This is a genomic window from Lelliottia sp. RD5 (assembly GCF_056032945.1).
Genome location: NZ_JBVYHQ010000001.1, coordinates 642,340 through 668,486 on the forward strand (window position 1 = coordinate 642,340; position 26,147 = coordinate 668,486).

General features: G+C 52.9%; 29 protein-coding genes and 1 pseudogene. 16 read left to right on the top strand and 14 right to left on the bottom strand.

The window, feature by feature from the left end; all coding sequences use genetic code 11:
• Positions 1-48: 48 nt before the first annotated feature.
• The 3 genes from AC0LWE_RS03205 to AC0LWE_RS03215 form a co-directional block, all read right to left on the bottom strand.
• Entirely contained in the window at positions 49-1,068 is a 1,020-nt protein-coding gene (locus AC0LWE_RS03205) for a Zn-dependent oxidoreductase (RefSeq protein ID WP_474264805.1), read from the bottom strand.
• Positions 1,069-1,082: 14 nt separating this feature from the next.
• Positions 1,083-2,297, bottom strand: coding sequence for a D-mannonate dehydratase ManD (gene manD / locus AC0LWE_RS03210; protein ID WP_059178803.1), 1,215 nt, complete (start codon positions 2,295-2,297; stop codon positions 1,083-1,085).
• Positions 2,298-2,407: 110 nt separating this feature from the next.
• Complete coding sequence (locus AC0LWE_RS03215) at positions 2,408-2,734, bottom strand: YnfA family protein (protein WP_202666816.1); 327 nt, start codon at positions 2,732-2,734, stop codon at positions 2,408-2,410.
• A gap of 153 nt (positions 2,735-2,887) precedes the next feature.
• On the opposite strand from AC0LWE_RS03215, the gene AC0LWE_RS03220 reads away from it, so the two are divergent.
• Together AC0LWE_RS03220 and speG are read left to right on the top strand one after the other, a co-directional pair.
• Positions 2,888-3,226, top strand: coding sequence for a DUF1283 family protein (locus AC0LWE_RS03220; RefSeq protein WP_202666817.1), 339 nt, complete (start codon positions 2,888-2,890; stop codon positions 3,224-3,226).
• Between the two features lie 24 nt (positions 3,227-3,250).
• Positions 3,251-3,811, top strand: coding sequence for a spermidine N1-acetyltransferase (gene speG, locus AC0LWE_RS03225; RefSeq protein ID WP_059178800.1), 561 nt, complete (start codon positions 3,251-3,253; stop codon positions 3,809-3,811).
• A gap of 22 nt (positions 3,812-3,833) precedes the next feature.
• On the opposite strand, the gene AC0LWE_RS03230 is transcribed toward speG, so the two are convergent.
• On the bottom strand, positions 3,834-4,544 hold the full coding sequence (locus AC0LWE_RS03230; RefSeq protein WP_216981441.1) for a YnfC family lipoprotein: 711 nt from the start codon (positions 4,542-4,544) through the stop codon (positions 3,834-3,836).
• Between the two features lie 130 nt (positions 4,545-4,674).
• On the bottom strand, positions 4,675-5,706 hold the full coding sequence (locus AC0LWE_RS03235) for a methyltransferase (protein WP_219346618.1): 1,032 nt from the start codon (positions 5,704-5,706) through the stop codon (positions 4,675-4,677).
• A 310-nt stretch (positions 5,707-6,016) separates the two neighbouring features.
• On the opposite strand from AC0LWE_RS03235, the gene AC0LWE_RS03240 reads away from it, so the two are divergent.
• The 6 genes from AC0LWE_RS03240 (at position 6,017) to osmV (ending at position 10,788) form a co-directional block, all read left to right on the top strand.
• The gene (locus AC0LWE_RS03240) at positions 6,017-6,322 is read left to right on the top strand and encodes a DUF1161 domain-containing protein (RefSeq protein WP_012017317.1); all 306 of its coding nucleotides are present in this window, start codon (positions 6,017-6,019) and stop codon (positions 6,320-6,322) included.
• A 129-nt stretch (positions 6,323-6,451) separates the two neighbouring features.
• The gene (dmsD, locus tag AC0LWE_RS03245) at positions 6,452-7,066 is read left to right on the top strand and encodes a Tat proofreading chaperone DmsD (RefSeq protein ID WP_202693482.1); all 615 of its coding nucleotides are present in this window, start codon (positions 6,452-6,454) and stop codon (positions 7,064-7,066) included.
• 289 nt (positions 7,067-7,355) lie between these two features.
• Positions 7,356-8,069: an osmoprotectant ABC transporter permease OsmY gene (osmY, locus tag AC0LWE_RS03250; RefSeq protein ID WP_059178795.1), complete on the top strand. Its 714-nt coding sequence runs from the start codon at positions 7,356-7,358 to the stop codon at positions 8,067-8,069.
• A gap of 18 nt (positions 8,070-8,087) precedes the next feature.
• A complete protein-coding gene (gene osmX, locus AC0LWE_RS03255; RefSeq protein WP_059178794.1) occupies positions 8,088-8,984 on the top strand; it encodes an osmoprotectant ABC transporter substrate-binding protein OsmX in 897 nt (298 codons plus the stop codon).
• Positions 8,985-8,992: 8 nt separating this feature from the next.
• A complete protein-coding gene (gene osmW, locus AC0LWE_RS03260) occupies positions 8,993-9,640 on the top strand; it encodes an osmoprotectant ABC transporter permease OsmW (RefSeq protein WP_219346619.1) in 648 nt (215 codons plus the stop codon).
• Positions 9,640-10,788 carry an osmoprotectant ABC transporter ATP-binding protein OsmV gene (osmV, locus tag AC0LWE_RS03265; protein WP_059178792.1) on the top strand — a complete coding sequence of 383 codons (1,149 nt, stop codon included), beginning with the start codon at positions 9,640-9,642 and terminating at the stop codon, positions 10,786-10,788. Before osmW ends, osmV begins: the two co-directional genes overlap by 1 nt.
• A gap of 69 nt (positions 10,789-10,857) precedes the next feature.
• Here the strand turns inward: osmV and bioD are convergent, their stop codons facing one another.
• The 3 genes from bioD to AC0LWE_RS03280 form a co-directional block, all read right to left on the bottom strand.
• On the bottom strand, positions 10,858-11,553 hold the full coding sequence (bioD, locus tag AC0LWE_RS03270; protein ID WP_131486463.1) for a dethiobiotin synthase: 696 nt from the start codon (positions 11,551-11,553) through the stop codon (positions 10,858-10,860).
• Between the two features lie 126 nt (positions 11,554-11,679).
• Entirely contained in the window at positions 11,680-12,903 is a 1,224-nt protein-coding gene (gene mlc, locus AC0LWE_RS03275; RefSeq protein WP_059178790.1) for a sugar metabolism global transcriptional regulator Mlc, read from the bottom strand.
• Positions 12,904-13,036: 133 nt separating this feature from the next.
• Positions 13,037-13,930, bottom strand: coding sequence for a LysR family transcriptional regulator (locus tag AC0LWE_RS03280; protein ID WP_219346620.1), 894 nt, complete (start codon positions 13,928-13,930; stop codon positions 13,037-13,039).
• Between the two features lie 120 nt (positions 13,931-14,050).
• Here AC0LWE_RS03280 and AC0LWE_RS03285 point away from each other — a divergent pair, with 120 nt between their 5' ends.
• From AC0LWE_RS03285 to AC0LWE_RS03305, 5 genes are all read left to right on the top strand, one after another.
• A complete protein-coding gene (locus tag AC0LWE_RS03285) occupies positions 14,051-15,304 on the top strand; it encodes an MFS transporter (RefSeq protein WP_219346621.1) in 1,254 nt (417 codons plus the stop codon).
• Positions 15,305-15,377: 73 nt separating this feature from the next.
• The gene (locus tag AC0LWE_RS03290; protein WP_219346622.1) at positions 15,378-16,862 is read left to right on the top strand and encodes a carboxypeptidase M32; all 1,485 of its coding nucleotides are present in this window, start codon (positions 15,378-15,380) and stop codon (positions 16,860-16,862) included.
• A 149-nt stretch (positions 16,863-17,011) separates the two neighbouring features.
• Positions 17,012-17,407, top strand: coding sequence for an acid resistance repetitive basic protein Asr (gene asr / locus AC0LWE_RS03295; RefSeq protein WP_059178786.1), 396 nt, complete (start codon positions 17,012-17,014; stop codon positions 17,405-17,407).
• Between the two features lie 91 nt (positions 17,408-17,498).
• A complete protein-coding gene (ydgU, locus tag AC0LWE_RS03300; RefSeq protein WP_106379807.1) occupies positions 17,499-17,582 on the top strand; it encodes a small membrane protein YdgU in 84 nt (27 codons plus the stop codon).
• Positions 17,583-17,683: 101 nt separating this feature from the next.
• Positions 17,684-18,505, top strand: coding sequence for a trypsin-like serine peptidase (locus AC0LWE_RS03305; protein WP_059178785.1), 822 nt, complete (start codon positions 17,684-17,686; stop codon positions 18,503-18,505).
• Between the two features lies 1 nt (position 18,506).
• Here the strand turns inward: AC0LWE_RS03305 and AC0LWE_RS03310 are convergent, their stop codons facing one another.
• From AC0LWE_RS03310 to AC0LWE_RS03325, 4 genes are all read right to left on the bottom strand, one after another.
• Positions 18,507-20,669 carry a bifunctional diguanylate cyclase/phosphodiesterase gene (locus tag AC0LWE_RS03310; protein WP_059178784.1) on the bottom strand — a complete coding sequence of 721 codons (2,163 nt, stop codon included), beginning with the start codon at positions 20,667-20,669 and terminating at the stop codon, positions 18,507-18,509.
• Between the two features lie 83 nt (positions 20,670-20,752).
• Complete coding sequence (gene mdtI / locus AC0LWE_RS03315) at positions 20,753-21,082, bottom strand: multidrug/spermidine efflux SMR transporter subunit MdtI (protein WP_059178783.1); 330 nt, start codon at positions 21,080-21,082, stop codon at positions 20,753-20,755.
• Positions 21,069-21,431, bottom strand: a complete 363-nt coding sequence (gene mdtJ / locus AC0LWE_RS03320) for a multidrug/spermidine efflux SMR transporter subunit MdtJ (protein ID WP_059178782.1) — start codon at positions 21,429-21,431, stop codon at positions 21,069-21,071. The genes mdtI and mdtJ overlap by 14 nt, the downstream gene beginning before the upstream one ends.
• A 116-nt stretch (positions 21,432-21,547) precedes the next feature.
• Entirely contained in the window at positions 21,548-21,718 is a 171-nt protein-coding gene (locus AC0LWE_RS03325) for a protein YdgV (protein ID WP_096759521.1), read from the bottom strand.
• A gap of 133 nt (positions 21,719-21,851) precedes the next feature.
• Between AC0LWE_RS03325 and AC0LWE_RS03330 the strand changes: the two genes are divergently transcribed.
• Entirely contained in the window at positions 21,852-22,886 is a 1,035-nt protein-coding gene (locus AC0LWE_RS03330) for an AI-2E family transporter (RefSeq protein ID WP_059178781.1), read from the top strand.
• Positions 22,887-22,907: 21 nt separating this feature from the next.
• On the opposite strand, the gene AC0LWE_RS03335 is transcribed toward AC0LWE_RS03330, so the two are convergent.
• Positions 22,908-23,858, bottom strand: coding sequence for a zinc-dependent alcohol dehydrogenase family protein (locus AC0LWE_RS03335; protein WP_202666824.1), 951 nt, complete (start codon positions 23,856-23,858; stop codon positions 22,908-22,910).
• A 62-nt stretch (positions 23,859-23,920) separates the two neighbouring features.
• Positions 23,921-24,241, bottom strand: a pseudogene (locus AC0LWE_RS03340) (DUF4113 domain-containing protein); the annotation flags it as partial.
• 119 nt (positions 24,242-24,360) lie between these two features.
• Between AC0LWE_RS03340 and umuD the strand changes: the two are divergent.
• Together umuD and umuC are read left to right on the top strand one after the other, a co-directional pair.
• Entirely contained in the window at positions 24,361-24,795 is a 435-nt protein-coding gene (gene umuD / locus AC0LWE_RS03345) for a translesion error-prone DNA polymerase V autoproteolytic subunit (protein WP_202666825.1), read from the top strand.
• Positions 24,779-26,041 (top strand): translesion error-prone DNA polymerase V subunit UmuC, encoded by a 1,263-nt coding sequence (gene umuC, locus AC0LWE_RS03350; protein ID WP_219346623.1) that lies wholly within the window; start codon positions 24,779-24,781, stop codon positions 26,039-26,041. The genes umuD and umuC overlap by 17 nt, the downstream gene beginning before the upstream one ends.
• Positions 26,042-26,147 lie beyond the last annotated feature (106 nt).

Genomic DNA, 26,147 nt, shown 5'->3' on the forward strand with positions numbered 1-26,147 from the left:
GGCTATCTCTAAAAAGGTAAGATGCGTACCACTTATCCGCGTTTGTTGTTATTGACCGAACGTGAGAAAGACTTTGCAGCACTGCCGCTGGTCTTTCTCAAACAGTTCGATTGCGTCTGTTACGTGGTGATAGTCAAAGGTATGGGTAACCAGTTTTTCTGGATCGATCAGTCCTTTTTCCAGCCAGTCGATAACGACCGGGAATTTGTTGGCGTTCAGGCGTGTAGAAAAGATCGACAGCTCTTTGCCGGTAATGCCCTGCTGCACAATTTGGCTCGGTTCGCTGGAGAAGCCCATCAGGACAATTCGCGCAGCCGGTGAAGCCAGGGTAATCGCCTCCTGCAGAATCGAAGGATGGCACGCGGCATCGATAATTAAGGTCGGTTTAATGCCTTTCTCGTCGAGCACCGCCTGAAGCGACTGTTCAGCATTATTAATGACCCAGTCAGCCCCGCTGCGCTGCGCCATCGTCAGTCGTTCTTCAATACGATCAACGACAATCACCTGCTTCACGCGATAGACCCCTTTCAACGCCTGTACGGTGACCAGCCCCATCGGGCCTGCACCGTAAATTAGAGCCACATCTTGCTCTGTAGGCTGTGCATGCCCGGTGACATTGGCCGCGATAGTAAAAGGCTCTACCATCACCGCGTGTTTATCTTCAATCGCATCGGGAATGTGCCATGCATTTTTCGCAGGCACAACAGCGTACTCGCTGAATCCCCCATCGCGATGCACACCCAACACTACCAGCGAAGTACAGACGTTTGGCTTGCCGACTGAACACGGATAGCAATGCCCGCAGCTAATGACTGGATCAACGGATACACGCTGACCGAGGCGCGACGCATCGACACCCTCGCCCACCGCGTCGATCACGCCGAAAAATTCATGGCCGATCACGCGTGGATATTTTGCAAATGGATTATGGCCGCGATAAATATGGCTATCGGAGCCGCAGATACCGGCGAGTTTGATTTTGACGCGCACGTCGCCTGCTGCAGGAGCCGGTAACGGACGTTCTTCAATCACCAGCTCATTCGGTTTTTGAATGACGATGCTTTTCATTTTTTGCTCCTGTCTTACCAGTTCCACAAGGTGCCATCTTCGAGACGCGCGACCGGTAAATATGCAGGGTCGTACGGATATTTCGCGGCCAGTTTTTCGTCAAACTCAATGCCCAGGCCCGGCTTTTCTCCCGGATGCATATAGCCGTTATCGAAGCTCCAGCTGTGCGGGAAAACTTCCAGCATTTGCTCGGAATACCCCATATATTCCTGTACACCAAAGTTTGGCACCCACAGGTCGAAATGCAGCGCGGCAGCGTGGCAAATCGGTGACAGATCTGACGGGCCGTGTGAGCCAGTCCGCACCTGATAGAGCGAAGCAAAATCGGCGATGCGGCGCATCCCGGTGATTCCCCCTGCGTGGGTCATTGTGGTGCGGATATAGTCGATGAGCTGCTCTTCGATCAGCTGTTTGCAATCCCAGATGCTGTTGAATACCTCACCTACGGCAATCGGCGTGACCGTGTGCTGACGAATTAAACGGAAGCACTCCTGGTTCTCGGCAGGCGTTGGATCTTCCATCCAGAACAGGCGGAACTCTTCGATGCTCTTGCCAAAACGCGCGGCTTCGATAGGCGTCAGGCGATGATGCATGTCGTGCAAAAGATGTTCGTCGTAGCCAAACTTGCTGCGCACGGCGTCGAACAATTTTGGCGTGAAATCGAGGTATTTTTCGGTGGACCACAGCTGCTCTTCCGGCCAGTCGCCTTTGGTCGCAGGCTCGTACGCCAGCCCTTTTCCTTTGGACATCCCGTAGGTGGTTTTCATTCCCGGCACGCCGCACTGGACGCGGATCGCCTTGAAGCCCATCTCTTTGTGGCGCGCATAATCTTCCAGCACATCATCAATGGTATGCCCGGTGGTATGGCAATACACCATCACCCCTTCGCGCGATGCGCCACCCAGCAGCTGGTAAAGCGGCATCCCCGCCGCTTTGGCTTTGATATCCCACAGCGCCATATCCACCGCAGAGATCGCAGACATCGTGACCGGCCCGCGACGCCAGTACGCGCCTTTGTAGAAGAACTGCCAGATATCTTCGATGCGATGTGCATCGCGCCCAATCAGCTGCGGGCAGAGGTGATCTTTCAGGTAAGACGCCACAGAAAGTTCGCGTCCGTTTAAGGTGGCATCACCCAAACCGACGAGCCCATCATCAGTGGTGATTTTGAGGGTGACAAAATTGCGCCCTGGGCAAGTGACAAATACTTCAGCCCCGACAATCTTCATAATCCGTTTCCTTGCATCGTTCGTTGTGATGAAGGAAATTTACTCAACTGAGCTACTACCATACAAGTATTATGATCGAAAAATCATCGCTTGATCACAAAATGCAGGCCTTATGTCCGCCCCCATCCCGCGACGATAATCAACATGCCACACATCGCAATCAGCGCGCCCGCCCAGTCATAAGCGCTTAATTTCACCCCATCAACGACGCGCAACCAAATGAGTGCCGTGCAGACATAAACTCCGCCGTATGCCGCGTAAACGCGCCCACTTGCTGCCGGATGCAGCGTTAACAACCACACGAATAAGGCCAGCGCGATGCCTGCGGGCAGCAACAGGAATACCGACGCGCCGCGTTTTAGCCAGAGCCAGGGTAAGAAGCAGCCGATGATTTCGCACAGTGCGGTTGCAAAGAAAAGCAGCGTAGTTTTAATCATTTTTTGCGGTCGAGTGAGTCAGGGTTTAGACATCATACGCGATAATAAGATTTACTTTTCCATACCCGATGCGCGGGTATGCCGCGATTTTGGTTTGGTGTAGAATTGACTACGGGTAAACCACTTCTCTGCGCCCAACAAAAGGAACACGCAATGACTACATTAAGCAAACGCCTCTGTCTGGCGGCCATGCTCTCCCTGACTGCACTCGCCTTCACCGCGCCGGTTTCTGCTGAAACCAGCAAGCTCATTATTGAATCAGGTGATAGCGCCCAAAGTCGTCAGAATGCCGCCATGGACAAGGAACAATGGAATGACACGCGTAATCTTCGCCAGAAGGTGAACAAACGCGCTGAAAAAGAGTGGGATAAAGAAGATGTCGCGTTTGATTCACGCGATAAATGCCAGCAAAGCGTGAACGTCAATGCCTACTGGGAACCGAATACTTTGCGCTGCCTGGATCGCCGAACCGGCCGTACCGTTGCGCCATAAAAACGACTGCCAGAAAGGATGAACATGGCCAGCCCGTTAGCAGTAAAACTCAGACCGCTCGAGCGTGAAGATTTACGTTTTGTGCATCAACTCGACAATAACGCCAGCGTCATGCGTTACTGGTTCGAAGAGCCTTACGAGGCGTTTGTCGAGCTGTCTGACCTCTACGACAAACACATTCACGATCAGAGCGAACGCCGTTTCGTCGTGGAGTGTAATGGCGATAAAGCCGGTTTAGTTGAGCTGGTTGAGATCAACCACATTCACCGCCGGGCAGAGTTTCAAATCATCATTTCGCCGGATTTCCAGGGAAAAGGCCTCGCCACCCGTGCGGCGAAACTGGCGATGGATTACGGGTTTACGGTATTAAACCTGTATAAGCTCTATTTGATTGTTGATAAAGAAAATGAAAAGGCGATACACATCTATCGCAAGCTTGGCTTTATGGTGGAAGGTGAGCTGATCCACGAGTTCTTTATCAACGGTGAGTACCGCAACACCATCCGTATGTGCATTTTCCAGCATCAGTATTTAGTGGACCATAAAGCACACGGCAGCACGATTTTGAAACCGACCGCGCAGTAGATGCGCGGTTTTTCATATTAGATCAATAATAATCAATGCTGTTTTTAATCGTAAATTTGTGCTCAACCGCTGGCTTAACGCTCTCATCCTTAATACTCAGCTCGCAGCTTACCGGGTTGTTATGGCGGTCGTATTCACAGCGTTGTTGCACCGTGCCAAGCTGCTTATCATTAAGCAAACTCACCGCGGAATAATCCAGTTTCTTGCGCTTATCTTTTGATGGCGTTGCCGCCACGGAAAGCTGTTGCCCGCCAGACTTTGTGGTTTTTCCCAGCGGATACCCATCAGCATCGTAGCGATAGTTCACTTCCATCTCTTTTCCATGCGCGCTAACCACGAAACCTTTGTCGTCCGTATCCCAGGTGACGCCAGCGGATGGCAATTCAGCCAGCTGACATTTGCCCTGCAGCTTGATCTTTTGCTGCTGCGTCTCTGCATCGAGATAAAAATTGGCATCCAGTACCAGCGCAACGCCCGTGTTCGCGTCCAGATCGTGCAGCTCGAGTTTGTCGAAACACCCTTCAGCAGACATCGTGCCAGTAACACGTTTGGTCACTTCACCTTTTTCGTCAAACAGCGTCTGGGTGAAATCTTTTACGGGTCCACGTAGCGGATCAAAATCAAATTCATTCGAAAAACTGGCCATCTCTGGCGTGAAAGACAGCGGCGCGGAGGCGTTATCACATCCTGCCAGCATGCTTGTCAGCGCCATCATCACTGCTAATTTCTTCACATTTTCACCAATACGTGGACATTAACTCCATTAATATTAGCAATATACAGCGGTTTACTTCCGGGTAAAACCTCAATTCAGAATAATTATATCCTGCCAGTTCAGAAAGAGCGTCAAGCCACTTAGAAATTTAGGCTAAAACAGCTTCCACAATCGATAAATAAGACGGGGTATGTATCACACGATTGATTTTTAACCCTGAGCCAGCCAGCATATCGGCATATTCTCGCTCAGTCCGTGCACGCCCTCCCTCAAAGCTGGTCAACAGTAAAAGGTCGATCTCATATCTCCCTGGTTCATTATTAATATCTTTAATAACAGGTTCCAGAATTAATAGTCGGGATTCTGCTTTCATCGATTTCCGGCATGTTTGCAATATTTGACTGGCCTGAGCATCTGACCAGTCCATCAGAATATATTTAAGTAAATAAATATCGGCTTGCGGACATTGTTCAAAGAAACTGCCTGCGACGGTGTCCCAACGCGTATCGTCATCTAATAAATGCAGCCGATTTCCCGCAAGCACTTTTTCTTGATCGAATAATATGCCATGTAGTGATGGATTCCTGCGTAAAACGGTTAACAATAAATTCCCAAAACCACCAGCAATATCAATTACCGAGGCCCCTTCTGGAAAATCATAACAGTCGACAAGCACTTCGTTTTCTACGCTCGACATCGAAGACATGCCTGCATGAAAAACATTCTCCTCGGTTGCCGGGTTATCTTGCCCCCAATACTCATAAAACGACATGCCAAACATACTGTTAAACACGTGTTTCCCGGCAACAATATCACTGATTTCCGCCGCCGGTTGCCAAAAGGTTTTATCCGTCAGCATCAGCACCGCTGCGCGCAAGGAGTGTTGATGCTCGGCGCATAAGAACCGGGCAGTCGGGGTGAGTGAAAACAAGCCGTCCGACGATTCATGAAACACATTTCGGGAAGCAAGCATTCGCATAACACGCAGTAAAAACGCGCCATCGACGTTTAACTCACTCCCAAGCTGATCGGCTGTTTTGTCCCCTTCAAGGAGTCGGTCAGCCACACCCAGTTCAGCTACCGCCCGCAATGAGGCTTGCCAGACAAATCCCATGCTCTGCTCTAACAAATACATCGCATCTTTACGTTCCACTTCCGACAAACTTATTTGAGTTAACATTATATCTCCTTATTCGATATGTTTTTATAAAATACCTAAGATGAAACATCCATTAGCAAGCCTAAGCACCAACAATTAAATGCGCAAATATCAAAAACCATAATTAAAGAGTGCAATGGAAAGAAGTCTCTACGCTTTTTTATTTAATGTAAGAAATAATGGCCAATAATTTATTTGAATTTCTTTTGATAAAAACACTTCCGTTACTGAAGAATAATTTCTAAGATTTTTCAGAAAGTTGCCTTACATGACCAAGAGTGAAGCCCTGCCTGCTAAAATGAATGTCATACACAGACAAAAGGAGTGCTTTATGAAACGGTTAACCTGGATTACCACCCTATTGTTGATCGGTGCTTCACCCGCGGCACTGGCCGCCCCGGATTCTTGCGAGCGTGTAAAGAGCGATATTCAGCAGCGCATCATCAATAACGGCGTACCTGAATCGGGTTTCACGTTGAATATTGTCCCTAACGATCAGGCCGATCAGCCGGATGCGCAAGTTGTGGGTCATTGCGCCAATGATACGTTCAAGATCCTCTATACGCGCACCAGCAGCGGTAACTCTCCTGCCAGTAGCGCAGGCGCACAAGAAAATGCGCCAACCGAGCCGCAATAAATATCCGCATAATGCGCCCGCCATTGATGGGGATTAATGTTTAATCCCCCTGATTACGCCACACTCTCTCATCATTCTCCCTCCCTATTTTGAAGCGTGAAAACAGTCACGCGAGCAAGGAATGTTGTGATGAAAGAGGTTTCCCACCGCGAGTCGTTTGCCATCATCGCCCGAGCCCTCGGTGCAGTATTTTATTTTCCCCCTGACAGTGAGCAGGCAGTGCCACTGGTTACCGCGTTAACGACGACCGACTGGTATCGTGACTGGCCGCTGGCGGAAGAGTCTTTACTGCCCGTCGCGGATAAACTGCGCGCAACCACGGATGAAACCCTGCCCGAGGCCTGGCAGCGTTTGTTCATCGGTCCATGGGCGTTGCCTGCTCCGCCGTGGGGCTCCGTCTGGCTGGATCGTGAGTCCGTTCTGTTTGGGGAGTCCACTCTCGCGCTGCGTCAGTGGATGCGCGATAACGGCATTACCTTCGACATGCCGCAAAACGAGCCGGAAGATCATTTCGGGACAATGCTGATGCTGGCTGCGTGGCTAAGTGAAAAGGGTCACGAAGACGCGTGCGATCAGCTGCTGGCATGGCACTTGCTGCCATGGAGTCAGCGTTTCCTGACGGTGTTACGTGAAAATGCTCGCCATCCTTTTTACGTCGGTATCGCTGAACTTGCGCAGATGACGCTGGTTGACTGGCAATCGCGGCTACCGATCCCGGTCATTGAAAAAACGCTTTATCGTTAACCCTTCCCCCGTCCGCACGGCTGAATACTCTGCCGTGCGCCGCCTCGCTTGTTACGGTGTCACTTTTGGCGCATTACGTTTAGGAGAATTCTGGCGACACGCCTTCAGCCCTTCTCCCGTAAGGCGTAACCCCCTGTTTATGTTGCAAACGCCGCTTCAGTAATTTTGCCGCTTCGCTGGAACCCTTCCCATTCGCTTGCTATAGGTCATGTACCCCTGCCGATACATGGCATAACAACAGGCAATCAATGGGTTGCAATAACGCATGCGCACAGGGAGACACATCGCAATGCAATCATCTTTACTGAAACGCACGCTGCTTTTCGCCGGCGCGATAGTTGTGGTCCTCGCTCTGCTGACGTGGGGAATTGGACTGGATACGATAAAAGCACGTCAGGTGGACCTGCTTTATTTGGGTCAGCAGCACATGATTTTGGTCTTCTCTTCGATGTTTTTTGCCCTCCTGGTCGGGATCCCGAGCGGAATATTACTCAGTCGCCCGGCGGCGCGAGGCGTTGCCGAATACGTGATGCAACTCTTTAACGTCGGTAACACGCTTCCGCCGCTGGCCGTTCTGGCGCTGGCGATGGTGGTGCTGGGCATTGGCGATAAGCCCGCGATCGTCGCCCTATTCCTCGCCTCACTGCTGCCGATTGTGCGTAACACCTATGCCGGTCTGTGCTCAGTGCCAGCGTCTTTGCTCGAAGCTGCGAACGGTATCGGGATGACGAAATGGCAGCGTTTATACCAGGTGGAAATCCCGAACGCGTTACCGGTAATGCTGTCCGGTATCCGTATTGCGACCGCGATTAACGTGGGTACCGCGCCGCTGGCGTTCCTGATTGGCGCCAGCAGCTATGGCGAACTGATTTTCCCGGGCATCTATCTGAACGATTTCCCGACGCTGATTTTGGGCGCGGCAGCGACAGCCCTTTTTGCACTGATTCTGGACACGTTGCTCGCGGCGCTGGGCCGCGTCATGAGCCCGCACATTGCGCGATAACAATAACAAGGAGCCTTTATGAGACTGTCTTCAAGCCTCGCCGCGCTGGCTGCAGCCGCATTCATCGCGACACAGGCGCAGGCCGCACCGTTAGTTTTGGCCACCAAGAGCTTTACCGAACAACATATTCTTTCGGCCATGACCGTGCAGTATCTGCAAAAAAAAGGTTTTGAGGTGCAGCCTAAAACCAATATCGCGACGGTGATTTCGCGTAACGCCATGATCAACAAACAGGTTGATATGACGTGGGAATATACCGGCACCTCGCTGATTATCTTTAACCACATTAATAAACGCATGTCGCCGCAGGAATCTTACGACACCGTTAAACGTCTGGACGGCAAGCTCGGTCTGGTGTGGCTGAAACCCGCGAATATGAACAACACCTATGCGTTTGCGATGCAGCGTAAACGCGCTGAAGCAGAACACATCAATACCATGTCGGAAATGGTAGCGAAAATCGAACAGGTGCGTAAAACCGATCCGGATAACAACTGGATGCTCGGGTTAGACCTCGAATTCGCCGGACGTAGCGACGGCATGAAACCCTTGCAGGAAGCGTATCAGATGGAACTGGATCGCCCGCAGATTCGCCAGATGGATCCAGGGTTAGTCTATAACGCCGTGCGAGATGGATTTGTGGATGCCGGGCTGGTTTATGCCACCGATGGCCGCGTGAAAGGATTCGACCTCAAAGTACTGGAAGACGATAAAGGCTTTTTCCCGAGCTATGCCGTGACACCCGTGGTGCGTAAAGACACGCTGGAGGCGAACCCGGGTCTGGAAGAGGCGTTGAACACCCTATCCAGCCAGCTGAATAACGACGTTATCACCGAGCTAAATAAGAAGGTAGATATCGACCATCAGTCACCGCAGCAGGTCGCCCGTGATTTCCTGCGTAGCAAAGGGCTATAGGAGGCGCTATGGATACGATTCACTACATGCTTGATAACTGGAGTTTTCTGCTCACGCTGACGTTTCAGCATCTGTGGCTGGTGGGGTTAGCGGTTGGTCTGGCGATTATTATCGGCGTACCGCTGGGGATCATGATTGTGCGCCATAAATGGCTGGCGACGCCCGTACTGGGGATTGCGACGATTGTGCTCACCATTCCGTCGATTGCGCTGTTTGGTTTGATGATTCCGCTCTTTTCGCTGATCGGTCAGGGGATTGGTGCCCTGCCCGCCATCACCGCCGTGTTCCTCTATTCACTGTTACCCATTGTGCGTAACACCCACACCGCGCTGGATAGCCTGCCGCCGGGCCTGCGTGAAGCCGGGCGCGGGATTGGCATGACGTTCTGGCAGCGTCTGCGTTGGGTAGAAATTCCGATGGCCTTACCGGTGATTTTTGGCGGGATCCGTACCGCCGTGGTGATGAATATTGGTGTGATGGCCATTGCTGCCGTGATCGGCGCGGGTGGTCTGGGTCTGCTGTTGCTCAACGGTATTGGCGGCAGTGACATTCGCATGTTGATCGCGGGTGCATTGATGATTTGTCTTTTAGCTATTGTGCTCGACTGGCTGCTTCATCGCCTGCAGGTCGTGCTGACTCCGAAGGGGATTCGATAATGATAAAACTGGAAAATCTCACTAAACAATTTTCGCAGAAAAATGGCCAGACGTTTAAGGCCGTCGACAACGTCAATCTCAACGTGCCTGAAGGTGAAATGTGCGTTCTGCTTGGCCCGTCCGGCTGCGGGAAAACCACGACGTTGAAGATGATTAATCGCCTGATTGCGCCGAGCAGCGGCAACATCCTGATTAACGGCGAAAACACCAACGAAATGGACACGGTTACGCTACGCCGTAACATCGGCTACGTGATCCAGCAGATTGGTTTGTTCCCTAACATGACCATCGAAGAGAACATTACCGTCGTCCCGCGCATGCTCGGCTGGGATAAAGCGCGCAGTAAAGCGCGTGCCGAAGAGCTGATGGATATGGTGGCGATGGACCCGCATAAATTCCTTCACCGCTACCCACGCGAAATGTCCGGCGGTCAGCAGCAGCGTATTGGCGTGATCCGTGCCCTGGCGGCGGATCCTCCGGTTCTGCTGATGGATGAACCGTTCGGCGCGGTTGACCCGATCAACCGTGAAGTGATCCAGAACCAGTTCCTGGAGATGCAGCGCAAGCTGAAAAAGACGGTCATGCTCGTCAGCCACGATATTGACGAAGCGCTCAAGCTGGGTGACCGTATCGCCGTGTTCCGTCAGGGACGGATTGTGCAATGCGCCAGCCCGGACGAACTGCTGGCGAAACCGGCCAATGAATTTGTCGGCTCGTTTGTTGGTCAGGACCGTACGCTGAAGCGCCTGCTTCTGGTGTCGGCGGGTGACGTCACGGATCAGCAGCCGACCATTACGGTGCGCGAATCGACCTCATTACCGGAGGCTTTTGCGACTATGGATGACAATGATATCCGTGCGATTACCGTTGTGGATGGCATGGGTAAGCCGCTGGGCTTTGTTAAACGCCGCGAAGCGCGTCAGGCCACCGGTTTTTGTGCCGACGTGCTGCATCCCTTCAGAATGACGGGCAAAGCGGAAGACAACCTGCGCGTGGTGCTGTCGCGTCTGTATGAGAGCAACACCAGTTGGATGCCTATCGTTGACGAAGACGGCCGCTATAACGGCGAGATTTCGCAGGATTATATTGCAGAGTATTTAAGTTCTGGTCGCACGCGTCGGGCGCTGAATATTCATAGCGACAGTTAAATCCCACGTTCTATAGGCAATAAAAAACCGGGCGCTTAGCTGCCCGGTTTTTTGTTTTCTGAGGAGGCGTTACGCCACAACCCGGTCTACCGTTAGGGCATCATCAAACATCGTAAGATCGATGTAATGAGCCAGATCGCGCTGTTCGGCGCGTGGCAGATATGGCAGCTCGCCCACCAGCGGTCCCGGCAGTTTCTTGCTGAGCACCTCGATGATTTCTGCATAATGCGCAAGGCCTGGATTGATGCGATTAGCCACCCAGCCGACCAACGGCAGACCGTCGTTCGCGATGGCCTGAGCCGTCAGCAACGCGTGGTTAATGCACCCTTCCTGAATACCCACCACCATCAGCACCGGCAGTTGTTCCTGTACAACCCATTCGGATAAGGGACGCAGATCGTTCATCAGGCTACGCCAGCCGCCCGTCCCTTCTACCACCACATGATCGGCCATCGCACTCAGCTCAGCCAGACCGTTCGACAGTAAGGAATAATTAATAAGACCACTGTGCGCGACGCTACTTTCGTTTTCACTCAGCGCAATGGGATTGATCGCATGATAAGGCAGTTCAAAACTTGAGACGCTTTGCAGCACCAGCGCATCTTTATTGCGTAGGCCTTCTGGCGTCTCTTTACTGCCTTTCGCGACCGGTTTGTACCCCGCCACACTTTTACCGTCCGCCGCCAGGGCTTGCAGCAAAGCGCGGGAGACCACTGTTTTACCAACAGAGGTATCGGTACCCGTTACAAAGAAACGCTTAAGCATGACTTACTCCACCGTTATGCTTTGAAAATATAAACCAGGTAAATAATTCAGTGGAGTGAGTCTAAGGTATGCGCGCAGAGTCCAGATTGAGATAGCGCAAATTTTATGGCATCAGTGAAAAAACAGTTAACCCTGCAACAACCGGATTAATAGCGAGCCGTTATACATCGCATCTTTCACCAGCGCCGCGCCTGCCATGGTGCCTTGGTTAGAAAACTGGGTGCTTTCTACCACGATATTTTTGCTGTACGCCGGAAGGGATTGCTGACGAATACAGTCGGAAATCGCCGGGAACAGAATATCGGCGGCCTGGCTCAGGGGTGAGCCAATCAGGATTTTTTGCGGATTAAAAAGATTGACCATAATAGCCAAAATGCGCCCGACGTTGTTGCCCACGCCGGTAATAATATCTTTTGCCAGCAGATCGCCCTGCCGCGCCGCGCCGCACAGTGAATCCATGGTTAAGGGTTGACCATGCAAAGACGAGCTCATGGACTGGCTCAGACGCAATTGCGCCAGCTCCATCACGCTTTCGACGCTGGCGATAGTTTCCAGACAGCCATGATTACCGCAATAGCAGCGCTTGCCGTAGGGGTCGACCTGCGTATGGCCAATCTCCACCAGGCTGCTGCTGCCCGCATGCAGTAAACGCCCGTCGGTAATGACCCCCGCGCCCACGTTGTGATCGATAACCACCTGAATCACATCTCGCGCACCGCGGGACGCGCCAAACAGCGCCTCCGCCATCGTCCAGGCGCTGATATCGTGCTGAATATAGACCGGCACGCCGGTATGCGCTTTGAGCACTTCGCCCAGCGGCATGTCTTTCACATCGTCATAAAACGGCATTCGATGGACAATCCCATTTTCCGTATCAATGATTCCGGGCATGGTGATCGCAATCGCCGTTAAGCGCTCGAGCCTTTGCTGATGACGGATAAAGAATTGATCGATATGAATGACAATACGCTCGAGCAGCGTTTGCTCAGACTGGAGCGGCAGCTCAAGGCGGTCTTCCACCACCATTTTGCTGCTCAGGTCGCGCAGCGCGAGAAACACTTCGCCACGACTGATCCTGATCGACAGGTAATGCCAGGCTTCTGTCTCCACCACCAGGCCTACCGCCGGACGGCCACGGCTGCCGGGTTCCTGAATTTCAGTTTCCTGAACCAGGTGGGCTTCCAGCATTTCTCGTACAATTTTGGTAATACTGGCAGGTGCCAGTTGCGCCAGGCGAGAAAGATCGATACGCGAAACCGGACCAAGCTGATCAATCAGACGGTACACTGCGCCCGCATTGGTCTGCTTAATCTGATCAATATGTCCTGGCTGACTATCAGCAGCAACCACCTCTTACATCCTTATTTTCGCGCTTCGAAATAAACTTTGGGCTATGGTGAAGCACTTGACACGTGGTCGTCAAATATTTACTTAGCCTTGTGATTTACTGCACATTTTTTACGGGCATTATAGCAAAGATTGCTTACCGGGCCCCGTCAATCAGCTGTTTTTTGAAACGCTGTGCCGCATTGCTGAGCTCATGATGTTTTGGCCAAACCAGCCACATTTCCGATACGGCATCCTCTTCAGCTATCGCCACCCAGCGCATTTCATTTAGCTGCACGCGTTTAAACGAGGCGGGCAAAATGGACACCCCTAGCCCGGCTGCAACCAGGCCGATGATGGTCATGGCTTCACCCACTTCTTGCGTAATCACTGGCGATAACCCGTAACGACGCATCAACCCTAGAATATCATCGTACAAACCGGTCCCAACATGAGGATCGAAAAAGACAAACGGCTCCTGCGCCAGCTCGGTCAGCGTCACCGACGGCTGCGCCGCCAGCGGATGATCCCGCGGGATCATCGCCATTAACGGTTCCCGTAAAATTACCTCCCACGCCAGCGTGTCGGGCAACTGCGTATTGCGCATGAGCCCCAAATCCAGCGATCCCTCATTCAGCGGAACAATCTGTTCACGGGTGTTAATCTCGCGGGTCTGGATATGCACATCCGGATAATGGCGACGAAAGGTAGAAAGCGTATGCGAAACCGCGCTGATAAACGGCGCTGACGAGGTAAATCCGATACGCAGTTCGCCCGTTTCGCCCAGATGTAGCCGCTCCGCACGGGCAGACGCGTCATTCACCAGACTCAGCACCTGACGGCTATCCGCAAGAAACTGTTTGCCCGCTGCCGTCAGGCTGACGCTTCGGTTGGTGCGGGCCAGTAACCGCGCACCCACCTGCTGCTCAAGGATCTGAATCTGCTGACTCAGCGGGGGCTGGGAGATATTTAGCCGCGCCGCCGCACGGCCAAAATGCAGCTCCTCGGCCACGGCAATGAAATAGCGTAAATGGCGCAGCTCAATATTCATATGTTTAACGTATCATTTGAGATTATTAATATATTAGACAGAATATTGACAATTTCCTACCCTGATCCTGTGGTCATTCCCATCCCCGTCATCACGGGGACGTTTTCGCAAGGATCTTACGTGAGTCGTACAACAACCGTTGATATCGCCCCGGCAAGCGACATTGATGATTTACCTGCAACACCTCAGCCAACCCAATTTATTAAACGTGGTACAACCCCTTTCATGCGCGTCACGCTGGCGCTCTTCTCAGCAGGACTGGCGACATTTGCCCTGCTGTATTGCGTTCAACCTATTCTTCCCGTGTTGTCTCATGAATTTGGCGTGTCGCCTGCCAGTAGCAGTATTTCGCTCTCAATTTCAACTGGTATGCTGGCGGTCGGTTTACTGTTTACCGGCCCGCTTTCAGATGCTATCGGACGCAAACCGGTGATGGTCACGGCGTTACTGCTGGCCTCTGTGTGCACCCTGCTGTCGACAATGATGACCAGCTGGCACGGGATTCTGGTGATGCGCGCGCTGATTGGGCTGTCGTTAAGCGGCGTCGCGGCAGTTGGCATGACCTATTTGAGCGAAGAAATTCATCCCAGTTTTGTCGCCTTTTCGATGGGCTTGTATATTAGCGGGAATTCAATCGGTGGTATGAGCGGTCGCCTGCTCAGCGGTGTTTTCACCGATCTCTTTAACTGGCGCATCGCCCTGGCGGTGATTGGCTGCTTCGCCCTTGCCGCCGCACTGATGTTCTGGCGAATTTTGCCGGAATCGCGTCATTTTCGTCCCACGTCGCTGCGGCCCAAAACGCTATTGATCAATTTCCGCCTGCACTGGCGCGATAAGGGTTTGCCGCGCCTGTTCCTGACCGGCTTCCTGTTAATGGGATCTTTCGTCACGCTGTTTAACTATATTGGCTATCGCCTGATGCTCTCGCCGTGGCATTTGAGCCAGGCGTTTGTTGGCTTGCTGTCGGTGGCGTATCTCACTGGCACCTGGAGTTCGCCCAAAGCTGGCGCAATGACCGCGCGTTTCGGGCGCGGTCCGGTCATGCTGACGTCCATCGGCGTGATGCTGGCGGGATTGCTGATGACGTTGTTCTCATCTTTATGGCTAATTTTCGCCGGAATGCTGCTGTTCTCCGCCGGTTTTTTTGCAGCCCATTCGGTCGCCAGCAGCTGGATTGGCCCACGCGCCCGTCGCGCTAAAGGCCAGGCCTCCTCGCTGTATCTCTTTAGTTATTATCTGGGTTCCAGCATCGCCGGGACGCTCGGCGGCGTTTTCTGGCACCGCTACGGCTGGAATGGCGTCGGTGGATTTATCGCGTTGATGCTGTGCGCAGCGCTGCTGGTGGGGATGAGCCTGCATAAACGTCTGCATTAACGTTGAATAACCTCGTGTTTCAGTCGGACGAATGCTACTTTTTGTCATTGCCCGATTCAGACACGAGGACTTCATGAACAACAATAACTATCAACAACTCACCCGCACGTTCCAGCGTCTCTCCCGTTTCTCGCATCTTTCCTCCATCGCCAGTTGGGATATGTTCGCCATGATGCCACCAGGCGGCAGCCAGGCCCGAGGTGAAGCCCTGGCCGAAATGAGCGTATTGCAGCATCAGATCCTCACCGATAAGAAAGTCGGTGAATGGCTGGCGTCCGCCGAAAGCGAAGATTTAAACGACGTCGAACAGGCCAACCTGCGTGAGATGACACGACTCTTCCAGCAAGCGTCTTTACTGCCGGAATCGCTGGTTGAAGCCAAATCACTGGCGGGGAGCAAATGTGAACACGCCTGGCGTACGCAGCGCCCGGCCAACGACTGGCAAGGTTTTTCCGCCAATCTCAAAGAGGTCGTCAAACTCAGCCGTGAGGAGGCGCGCCTGCGTGCCGAAGCGAAAGGCTGCACCCCTTATGATGCACTGCTCGATATCTTTGAACCGGATATGACCAGCGCCCGTCTGGACAACGTGTTTGGTGATTTGAAATCCTGGCTCCCGGATTTGCTCGCCCGCGTGGTGGAAAAGCAGGCGCAACAATCCTTTGTTCCGCCGCAAGGGCCTTTCCCGACTGCCGTGCAGCGCGAGCTCGGCCTGGAAGCCATGCAAATGCTGGGCTTCGATTTTAATGCGGGTCGTCTGGATGTGAGTGCGCATCCGTTCTGCGGCGGCGTCCCTGAAGATGTCCGCATCACTACCCGTTACGACGAAAACGAACTGTTGAGCGCGCTGTTTGGCGTGGTACATGAAACCGGCCATGCGCGTTATGAGCAAAATCTGCCGCGCAACTGGCTCGGACAGCCTGTCGCTCTGGCGCGTTCGACGGCCATTCACGAATCACAAAGTCTGTTCTTTGAGATGCAGCTCGGGCGCAGCAACGCCTTCCTGAAACACCTGCTCCCGGCTGTTCATGCGCGTTTTGGCAGCCAGGCCGCCTTCAGCGAAGAGAACTTTATCGCCTGGAACCAGCGCGTGAAGCCGGGTTACATCCGCGTCGATGCGGACGAGGTGAGCTATCCGGCACACGTCGTGCTGCGCTACGAAATCGAACGCTCACTGATTAACGGTGAAATCGAAGTGGAAGATATCCCGGCGCTGTGGGATGAAAAAATGCAGTCCTGGCTCGGCCTGTCGACCAAGGACAACTACCGTAACGGCTGTATGCAGGACATCCACTGGACCGACGGCGGCTTTGGTTACTTCCCGTCGTACACGCTGGGCGCGATGTATGCTGCGCAGCTGTTCAGCGCGGCCAAAAACGCGTTACCCGGACTGGAGTCATCGATTGCGAGTGGCGACTTCTCCGCGCTGTTTGACTGGCTACGCCAGAATATCTGGCAGCACGGCAGCCGCTTTGCCACGTCGCAGCTCATTGAGCAGGCAACCGGTGAAGATCTGAACAGTCGTTATTTCCGTGAACATCTCACCTCCCGCTATCTGTAATAGCCCGCGCCGGGGCCTGTCCCCGGCGCTGTACATTCCGTTACACGCCGAAACCAATGACTCACGGAAGGCTCAACCCCAAATGGATATAGTTATTTCAACGGCCCCGCAGTGGGGTTAAATGAAAAACCAAATTCGAGGGTATGAGAATGAAAAAAGTATTAGCTCTGGTTGTTGCCGCTGCTATGGGTCTGTCTTCTGCTGCGTTTGCTGCTGAAACTACAGCGTCCGCTGCACCTGCTACCGCAACAGCGACCACCATGAAAGCGGCGCCAGCGAAAACTGTGCACCACAAAAAACACAAAAAAGCGGTTGAGCAGAAAGCTCAGGCTGCTAAGAAACACCACAAAAAAGCAGTGAAAAAACAAGAAGCCGCTCCTGCAACGACCACTGCTCCCGTTGAGCAGAAAGCCCAGGCTGCGAAAAAACACCACAAAGCTGCTGCGAAACCTGCCGTAGCGCAGAAAGCGCAAGCCGCTAAAAAACATCATAAAAAAGCAGTGAAACACGAAGCGGCTAAACCTGCTGCTCAGCCAGCTGCGTAAGCGTTCGAGCTTAATCGCGCCCCTCGGGGCGCGTTGCAGACCGGTGCTGAACCGGAGTCGGATCAGCGCCGTTTTTATTTCCGGAGGCCGTATGCTGCGACGCTATCGGTTTGAGTTCATTCTTATCACGCTTATTTTATGCGCGCTCATCGCCTGTCGGTTTTATCTTTCCTGAATGTAGCACGCTGATTTTACTCCCACTTTCTCGCCGTCCCGTCTATAGTATTTTAATAGGGTTCACGTTTAATAATCATAATTACCCCACCAGAGTGTGATATGCGGAAAATAGTTGTGTGCTTACTGGGAACGTTCTGCCTCTTTTCTGGTTTTAGCCATGCGGATGACGGCGACGATGACGCTGTGAACGCGAAAGAGATCAAAACGCTTTTTTTTGGTCATGATGACCGTACGCGTGTCGCCGATCCGACTGAATCACCCTGGGATGCCATTGGGCAACTGGAAACCGCGAGCGGTAACTTATGCACCGCGACCTTGATCTCCCCTCATCTGGCGCTGACCGCCGGACACTGTCTGCTCATTCCGCCGAAAGGCAAACCGGATAACGTCGTTGCGCTGCGTTTTGTCTCCAAAAAAGGCGTCTGGCGTTATGACATTCATGGCGTGGAAGGTCGCGTCGAACCGTCGCTGGGTAAACGCTTAAAGCCCGACGGCGATGGCTGGATTGTTCCCCCGTCAGCCGCGGAGTGGGATTTTGGTTTAGTGGTGCTGCGCTATCCGCCGTCAGGTATCACGCCGCTGCCGTTATTTGACGGCGATAAAGCCGCATTGACCGAGGCGCTCAAAGCCGCCGATCGCAAAGTCACCCAGTCCGGTTATCCGGTCGATCATCTGGATTCACTCTATACGCACACCGATTGCATCGTCACCGGTTGGGCGCAAACCAGCGTGTTATCGCATCAATGCGACACGCTGCCGGGCGACAGCGGTTCACCGTTGATGCTGAAAACGGATAAAGGCTGGCAATTGATTGGCGTGCAAAGTTCTGCTCCGGCAGCCAAAGATCGCTGGCGCGCGGATAACCGTGCGTTATCGGTGACCGGTTTTCGCGACAAACTGGAAGCGTTGTCGCAGGAATAACTCAACAGTATCTGACTTTACGCAATTCAATAATCGCCTCGATGGGCATCGGCTGACTGAACCAGAATCCCTGCAGTTGGTCACAGCCCGCGAGGCGCAGTAGCTTCATTTGCTTTTCGTTTTCCACCCCTTCAGCAACCACCGCCATGCCCAATGCGCTCGCTATACGCACCGTTCCGCTGACCAGCGCGATCGCCTGCTCGTCGTTATCCACCAGCCCGGCCAGGGATTTGTCGATTTTGATGGTATCGAAATTAAAGCGGCGCAAATAGCCAATGCTGGAATAACCCGTTCCAAAATCATCCAGCGCGACGGCAGTTCCCAACGCTTTTAAATTGGCGATGGCGGCGCGCGCACGTTCAGGATTTTCCAGAACGTAGGTTTCGGTCACTTCCAGTTGCAGCCGATTTGCCGGGAAACGGGTCATCTCAATGACTTTCGCGACCTTTTCTTCAAACTCGGGATCGCGAAATTGCGCGGGAGAAATATTGACTGACAGTTTCAGATCGCTGAAGGGCTCCAGATCCTGACAGGCGCGGCGCAGCACGAACTGACCGAGGCTATAAATTAGCCCACTGGTTTCCGCAATGCTGATAAATTCATCCGGTTTCAGCTCTCCCGCCGGACGACGCGGCCAACGCACTAACGCTTCAACGCTGGTCATTTTCTGGCTGCGCGCATCAATAATCGGTTGATACCAGACATCGAATTCATCGCGTTCCATGCCGTCGCGAATTTCGTTTTCAATCGCCAGCTGCCGCTCGCGAGCGCTGTTCAGCTCGGCATCATACTGTGTGATGCGCCCTTTTCCGGTGATTTTGGAGTGGTACATCGCAATGTCTGCCCGGCGGAATAATTCCGAGCTGGTGCATTCGATCAGCGTTCCGCTGGCGAGCCCAATGCTGGCGCTGATATGAATGGTGCGTTCACCAATGCGTACGGGCGCATCCAGGAACGCCAGAACGTCGTTTGCAAAGGTCAAGGCCTGCGCCTGTGAGTCGTCCCCGCCAATGGTCATCGCGAATTCGTCGCCGCCCATTCGGGCCAGCATACCGCCCTGCGGCACCCTTTCGCTGAGCGCCTTTGCCAGCAGAATAATGAGTTCATCGCCCACGTCATGGCCGTAAATATCATTCACATCCTTAAAGCCGTCCAGATCGATAAAGACCACGGTTTTCACGTCAATATCACCGCGCAAACTCACCCGTTCCAGCTCTTCGATCAAGGCGCGTCGATTCGGCAGATGACTCAGCCAGTCGGTACGCGCTACGCGTCTGGCCTGATTTTCGCCACGAGCGAGTTTGTATAACCCCACGCTGCTCACCAGAATAAACAGCAAAATCAGCGCCGAGGCCAGGATAACGATTTGTGTGATTTGGTTTGAGGCTGCCCTTGCCGCCTGCGCTCCCGGCTGCTGAGGCTGCCAGTTGAGGTAACCCAGGATTTCACCTGCCGAACTTTTTAGCGGAGTACTGTATTCGCTGATGTGATCCCGGGTGAAATGCAGGTTTTCTATCTGGAAGGTATTTCCCAGATCGCTCAGGATCTGAGGGCTGATATGGCGCGTGATCACCAGATAACGGCGGACGTTATTTTTCACCTGCAAGCGCCCCACCATGGGACGAATCAGCCCAATCCCGACAAAGGCGACACCTTGACGCGTACGGGTGATCCCGGCAAAAATTTTCGTTTCTGCCTGCAATGCCTGCGCATTTTCACGGATCAACGCTTTCAGGCCGTATCCAAAAAAGTCGAGGTTGGTTTCTTTAAACGGCTGGCTTTGAAGTGAGCCCCACATGACATGGAAATGCTCGTCGAGCACGAATGTGCCGTCGTACAGATTATTGATTTTAAAGCCTGCACCCCAGGTGTTATACAGCCAGTCGGTATTTAACACCGGCGGATAAACTTCCCGCACGGCGTCATCCCAGACGGCATTATCAATCACCAACGACCAGACGCGATTCGTCGACGTCTGGATTGCCCCCTGAACAGACAGCGCAGAGCGATGTTCATCTATCTCATTGGTTTTACTGCTGATCAGGTGCAGCGAAAGGTAAAGCAGCGCGACCACGGAAACGACCAAACCGATCCCCGCCATAAAAATCATGACAAACAGCGTTTTTGCGGAAGGAATATTGCGCCAGCTTAAGGGGTTATACATTCGCTGCTCTCTTGGAATGACATAATTCTAAGCGTAATACAGCGCGCGAATTTCGCTGCCCGTAAATGCAGGCAGCGATCACATCAGGCCAGTTTTATCATCACCATTCCTGCCAGCAGCAGAATCAGGCCAATCCAGCCTTTACGATTAAGGCGTTGGCCGAACAAGATCCAGCCAGCTGCCAACGTGGCGGCGATACCGAAACCGCCCCACAGCGCGTAGGCGACCGACAGATCGATCCCTTTTACCGCCTGAGAAAGTGCGCTAAATGCGCCTAAGACCGCGCCGATGGACAGTAAACCGAACCCCTTTCGGCGAAAACCATCAGAGAATTTCAGGAACACGTTTGCCATAATTTCCAGTACGATGGCCAACGCCAGCCAGGCCGCATGAATCCATTCAAACTGTTGCATGGGCCTGCTCCTTTTGCTGTTTCGTCGGTTTGCGTGTCCCTGATTTAATCAGCACAATTCCGATAACAAGCGTAGCCAGACCGGCAATTTTCATCGCTGACAGGGCTTCATCAAATAACATTACGCTAAACAGCGTAATCAACAGAATACCGATCCCCTCCCACAACGCATACGCCACGCCGAGCGCGATTTTTTTTACCGCGAACGACAGGAAAATATACGAAAGGGAAATCATCACCAGCATTAAAATAAAGCCAGTATTATCATCACTAATACTTGCCCATTTCATCGACAAGGTCCCCGTAATTTCAGCCACGATGGCCAGGGCTAATAGTATCCAGTAAAACATGGTCTTCTCCTGCTTGAGAATATAATCCATTGCAGCTTGTCGAAAACGACAAACCCAAAAAAATGAAATACGTCAGATAGCTAAACGCGTCGCGTCAGCTCAGGCAGAAGGCAGGACTATAGTGCGTTGCGCCAGTGTTGCTCACCGGACAGCAGGAAGAGAGAGGTTGAGAAAATAGCGGTGTTATTTGAAAAGTACGTCCTGAACAGATTGTCCATAATATTACAATTATCCGCGGTATTGCTTCTCGTCATTGCGGATGAAAATTGTCCTCGGTAGTTAAACACGCCTGATTTGTACCATAAGCTAGGAATTAACTCAAAACTTTTTCATTTCTTTACTCTGCTTGTTTAACTTACATTCGCATATTAAAGGCGCATCGCTATTATTATAAAAAAAAGGATTAGAGCAGGAACTCACATGGCTAAGCCCATCATTACCCTGAACGGATTAAAAATCGTCATTATGCTTGGAATGCTGGTGATCATTCTCACCGGAATCCGTTTCGCCGCCGATATCATCGTGCCTTTCATTTTGGCGCTGTTTATCGCGGTGATCCTTAACCCATTGGTGCAACGAATGGTCCGCTGGCGCATCCCGCGGGTACTGGCGATCTTGCTGCTCATCACCATTATCATTATGGCGATGGCGCTGCTGGTAACCTATCTCGGAACATCGCTGAACGAGCTGGCCCGAACGCTTCCGCAGTACCGTTCAAAACTGGTGATTCCGTTGCAGCAGATGGAACCCTGGCTGCAGCGTGCGGGTATTGAGGTGTCCGTTGAGGAGCTGCTGAAGTATATCGACCCGAATGCGGCGATGACGCTGGTGACGGCGCTTCTGGCGCAGCTTTCCAGCGCCATGACCTCCATTTTCCTGCTGCTGCTGACCGTTGTGTTTATGCTGGTCGAGGTGCCGCAACTGCCGGTCAAACTGCAGCAGATGATGGTGCGACCGGTTGAGGGCATGGGCGCAATCCAACGCGCACTGGATAGCGTGTCGCGCTATCTGGTACTTAAAACCGCGATCAGCATTGTGACGGGGCTGGTGGCATGGGCCATGCTTGCCGTGCTGGATGTGCGTTTTGCATTTGTGTGGGGCTTGCTGGCCTTCGCACTCAACTATATTCCGAATATCGGCTCTGTGCTGGCCGCCATCCCCCCGATTACTCAGGTACTGGTCTTTAGCGGATTTTACGATGCGTTGGTCGTCCTGGCGGGCTATCTGATTATTAATCTGGTCTTCGGTAACATTCTGGAGCCGAGAATGATGGGACGTGGGCTTGGGCTTTCCACGCTGGTGGTCTTTTTATCACTGATTTTCTGGGGATGGTTGCTCGGTCCGGTGGGCATGTTGCTCTCCGTTCCGCTGACGATTATTGTCAAAATTGGTCTGGAACAGACCGCAGGCGGACAGACGATCGCCGTGTTGCTGAGCGATATGAGTCACCGATAAGTTTTCGCGCCAGTCCTCTTCTCACCAGAGGACTGGAACGCGTGAGTCGTGCATCGCGAACATCGGCTTACCGAGCCGTCCAGCCTGGCGATAATACGCCAGCGCCGCTCGCCACTCTGCCAGCGGAAACAGCGTCACGTCGCCATAGTGACTCGCCAGCAGCTTCGGCCAAATTTCACAAAATTCTGCCTGCCATTGATCACTGCTTAATGCATCCAGATAGTTTCGAATATGGAACCACCGCACCTGCGGCTGCTGCCTGAACGGCGTACCCGAAAGCAACCCATAGCAGACAAAAATCCCTGTCTTCGGCATTGCGTCCAGAATCCCGTCCGCCAGCCTTCCCCCCGTGGCGTCGTACACCCTCTCTGCCTGCGCAGCAATGGCGCTAATGGTCGCCGTATCCTGCTGCGAAACCGGAATGATGCCCATCGCCCGCAACCTTTCGGCATGCGCAGGCGATCGGTGGATCCCATACACCGCGTCAGCACCCGCCTTGATCGCCCACTGGCCGAGCAGCGCGGCGCAGTCGGACCCGGCCGCCGTCAGCACGATCCGCTTTCCCTTCGGGGGGTAAAGATTGAGCATCATTTGGGCAGCCAGCGGGTTGATGTACGCGCGAGCCGCGAGCGTTGATTCGATGTCGTCCGGTACGGGAACCGCCAGTGCCATGGGGCAATCCACACTGTTTTGCCAGGTGCCCTGCCCGCGTAACGGCAGCACGCGTTTCCCGAGCCAATGTGGTGGCCCTTCCATTACCACGCCGACCCCTTCGTAACCTGCCACCGCCGGCAGCGGCGTCCGATGACGATAGGCGCCCGTCATCGGAATCAGATCCGAGGCATTCACCGGAGAAAAGAGCATTTTCACCCGGATCTGCCCGGCAGGCAGCGGTGCCGGTGGTCTCGACTCGACGTGCAGGACAGACTCAGGTTCGCCAAAGGCGCGATACCCTAAAGCAGAATGATTCATTAACGGATGCCTGACATGTTTCATCAGCAAAGCTTACTGTCTTGTTTCCTGAGCGGAAATGATTATTTCGCCACGGGCAAATCGGCGTATCGCGTCGTATAGGCCGGAGAGAGCATTTCCCGTTTCATCGCCCAGCTTTTTTGAATGCCCTGCCCGGCAAACCATATCGTCCCACGCTCGGAGACATTCAGCTTATCAATGGTCTGCATCAATGCCTGGCTGTCGGGTCGCGGCGTGTGTTCATCAAACAAATTGAGTTGCGCGACGCCCTGACTGAAAAAATTACTCAGCATGATGCCCGCTTTCATGTAGCGGAAACCGTCTTTCCAGATCCTGTCCAGCGCCTGGCTGGCGACGCGAATAATATCGCGCGTATCGTTTGCAGTCTTGAATTAAAACTCACCGACTTTCAACCATTTCCAGAAAACGCGCTTAGGGTCTCTTGATCGTTCTGATTGATCACTGATACTGTATATAAACACAGTTAAATGAGTCCTCTATTATGCAGTTCATTTCCTCTCATCAACCCGATTCCACGCTATTGCTTCCGTTGTTTATGGAACGTGTCCCTTGTGGGTTCCCAAGCCCAGCCCAGGACTATGTCGAGGATAACCTTGATCTGAACAAACTGGTTGTTAAACACCCTAGTGCAACTTATTTTGTTCGAGTCAGTGGTGATTCGATGACAGGCGCTGGCATCAGTCACGGAGACTTGCTGGTTGTAGACCGATCATTATCTGCTGTTCATGGTGATATCGTTATCGCCGCGGTAGGAGGCGAATTCACCGTGAAAGAGCTCCAGACTTATCCACGTCTTCAGCTCATGCCTCGTAATGCAGGCTATGCTCCTGTCGTTTTTGGGGCAGAAGAGGAACTGGAAATTTTCGGCGTCGTCACGTTTACCCTGAAAGACCACAGACATGTTCGCGCTCGTTGATGTCAACAGCTTTTACACCTCCTGCGAGACCGTTTTTCGCCCCGACCTCCAGGGCAAACCCGTCGTCGTCGTTTCAAATAACGATGGCTGTATCATTTCACGTTCAGCAGAGGCAAAAGCATTGGGTATCAGCATGGCGGTTCCTTATTTCCAGTTGAAAGAGGAGCTGAAGCGCCAAAAGGTACAGGTTTTTAGCTCTAATTATGCGCTGTATGCCGATATGAGCCGTCGGGTGATGACCATTCTTGAAGAGATGGCACCCCGAGCGGAAATTTACTCGATTGATGAGGCCTTTCTTGATCTGACTGGCATCAGCAACTGCGTTGGCCTGGAGCAGTTCGGGCAAGAAATTCGCCAGCGCCTGCTTAAGGAAACCGGCCTGACGGTTGGCGTGGGGATTGCCCCCACAAAGACGTTGGCCAAGCTAGCTAACCATGCGGCAAAGACCTGGAAGCAAACGGGTGGCGTGGTGGATTTGTCGAACGTTGATCGCCAGCGCAAGCTGCTGGCGCTGGTTCCCGTTAGCGAGGTCTGGGGCGTCGGGCGTCGGATCAGCAAAAAACTGAATCTGATGGGGATTGAAACTGCCCTGCACCTGGCGGAGTGTTCCAGTTGGGTTCTACGAAAACATTTCAACGTTGTACTGGAAAGAACCTCGCGGGAACTGCGCGGAGAGAAATGTCTGGGGCTGGAGCAGTTCTCTCCAACCAAACAGCAAATCATCTGCAGCCGTTCCTTCGGTAAGCGCATCACTGAATACAATGATATGCACCAGGCCATCTGCACCTACGCCGAACGGGCTGCCGAAAAGCTGAGGCAGGAGAAACAATTTTGTCGCTTTATCAGTGTGTTTATCCGCACCAGTCCTCATGCACAGGATGAAGTTTCCTATGGAAATCAGGCATACGGTAGGCTGATGACGCCGTCTAACGACACGAGGGACATTATCCGCGTGGCGACAGAAGCACTGAACCAGATTTGGGACAATGGACATCGCTATATGAAGGCGGGTGTGATGTTGAGTGATTTTTTCAGTCAGGGAGTGGCGCAATTAAACCTGTTTGATGAACACCAGCCGCAAGCGAACAGCAGCGCCCTCATGCAGGTCGTGGATCGGCTTAATCGTACGGGTCGCGGTTCAGTCTGGTTTGCCGGTCAGGGTGCGCAAAAAAGCTGGGTAATGAAGCGAGAAATGCTTTCTCCCTGCTACACAACGCGTTATTCAGATCTCCCTGTCGCTAAATAACTCATTCATAGTTAGCGATAACCTCAACCGATGCGCATGCAGGCCCAGGGTTGACGTCACCGTCTGTCCGAACATATCGGGCTGCCATCTGGATGGTATTGTCATT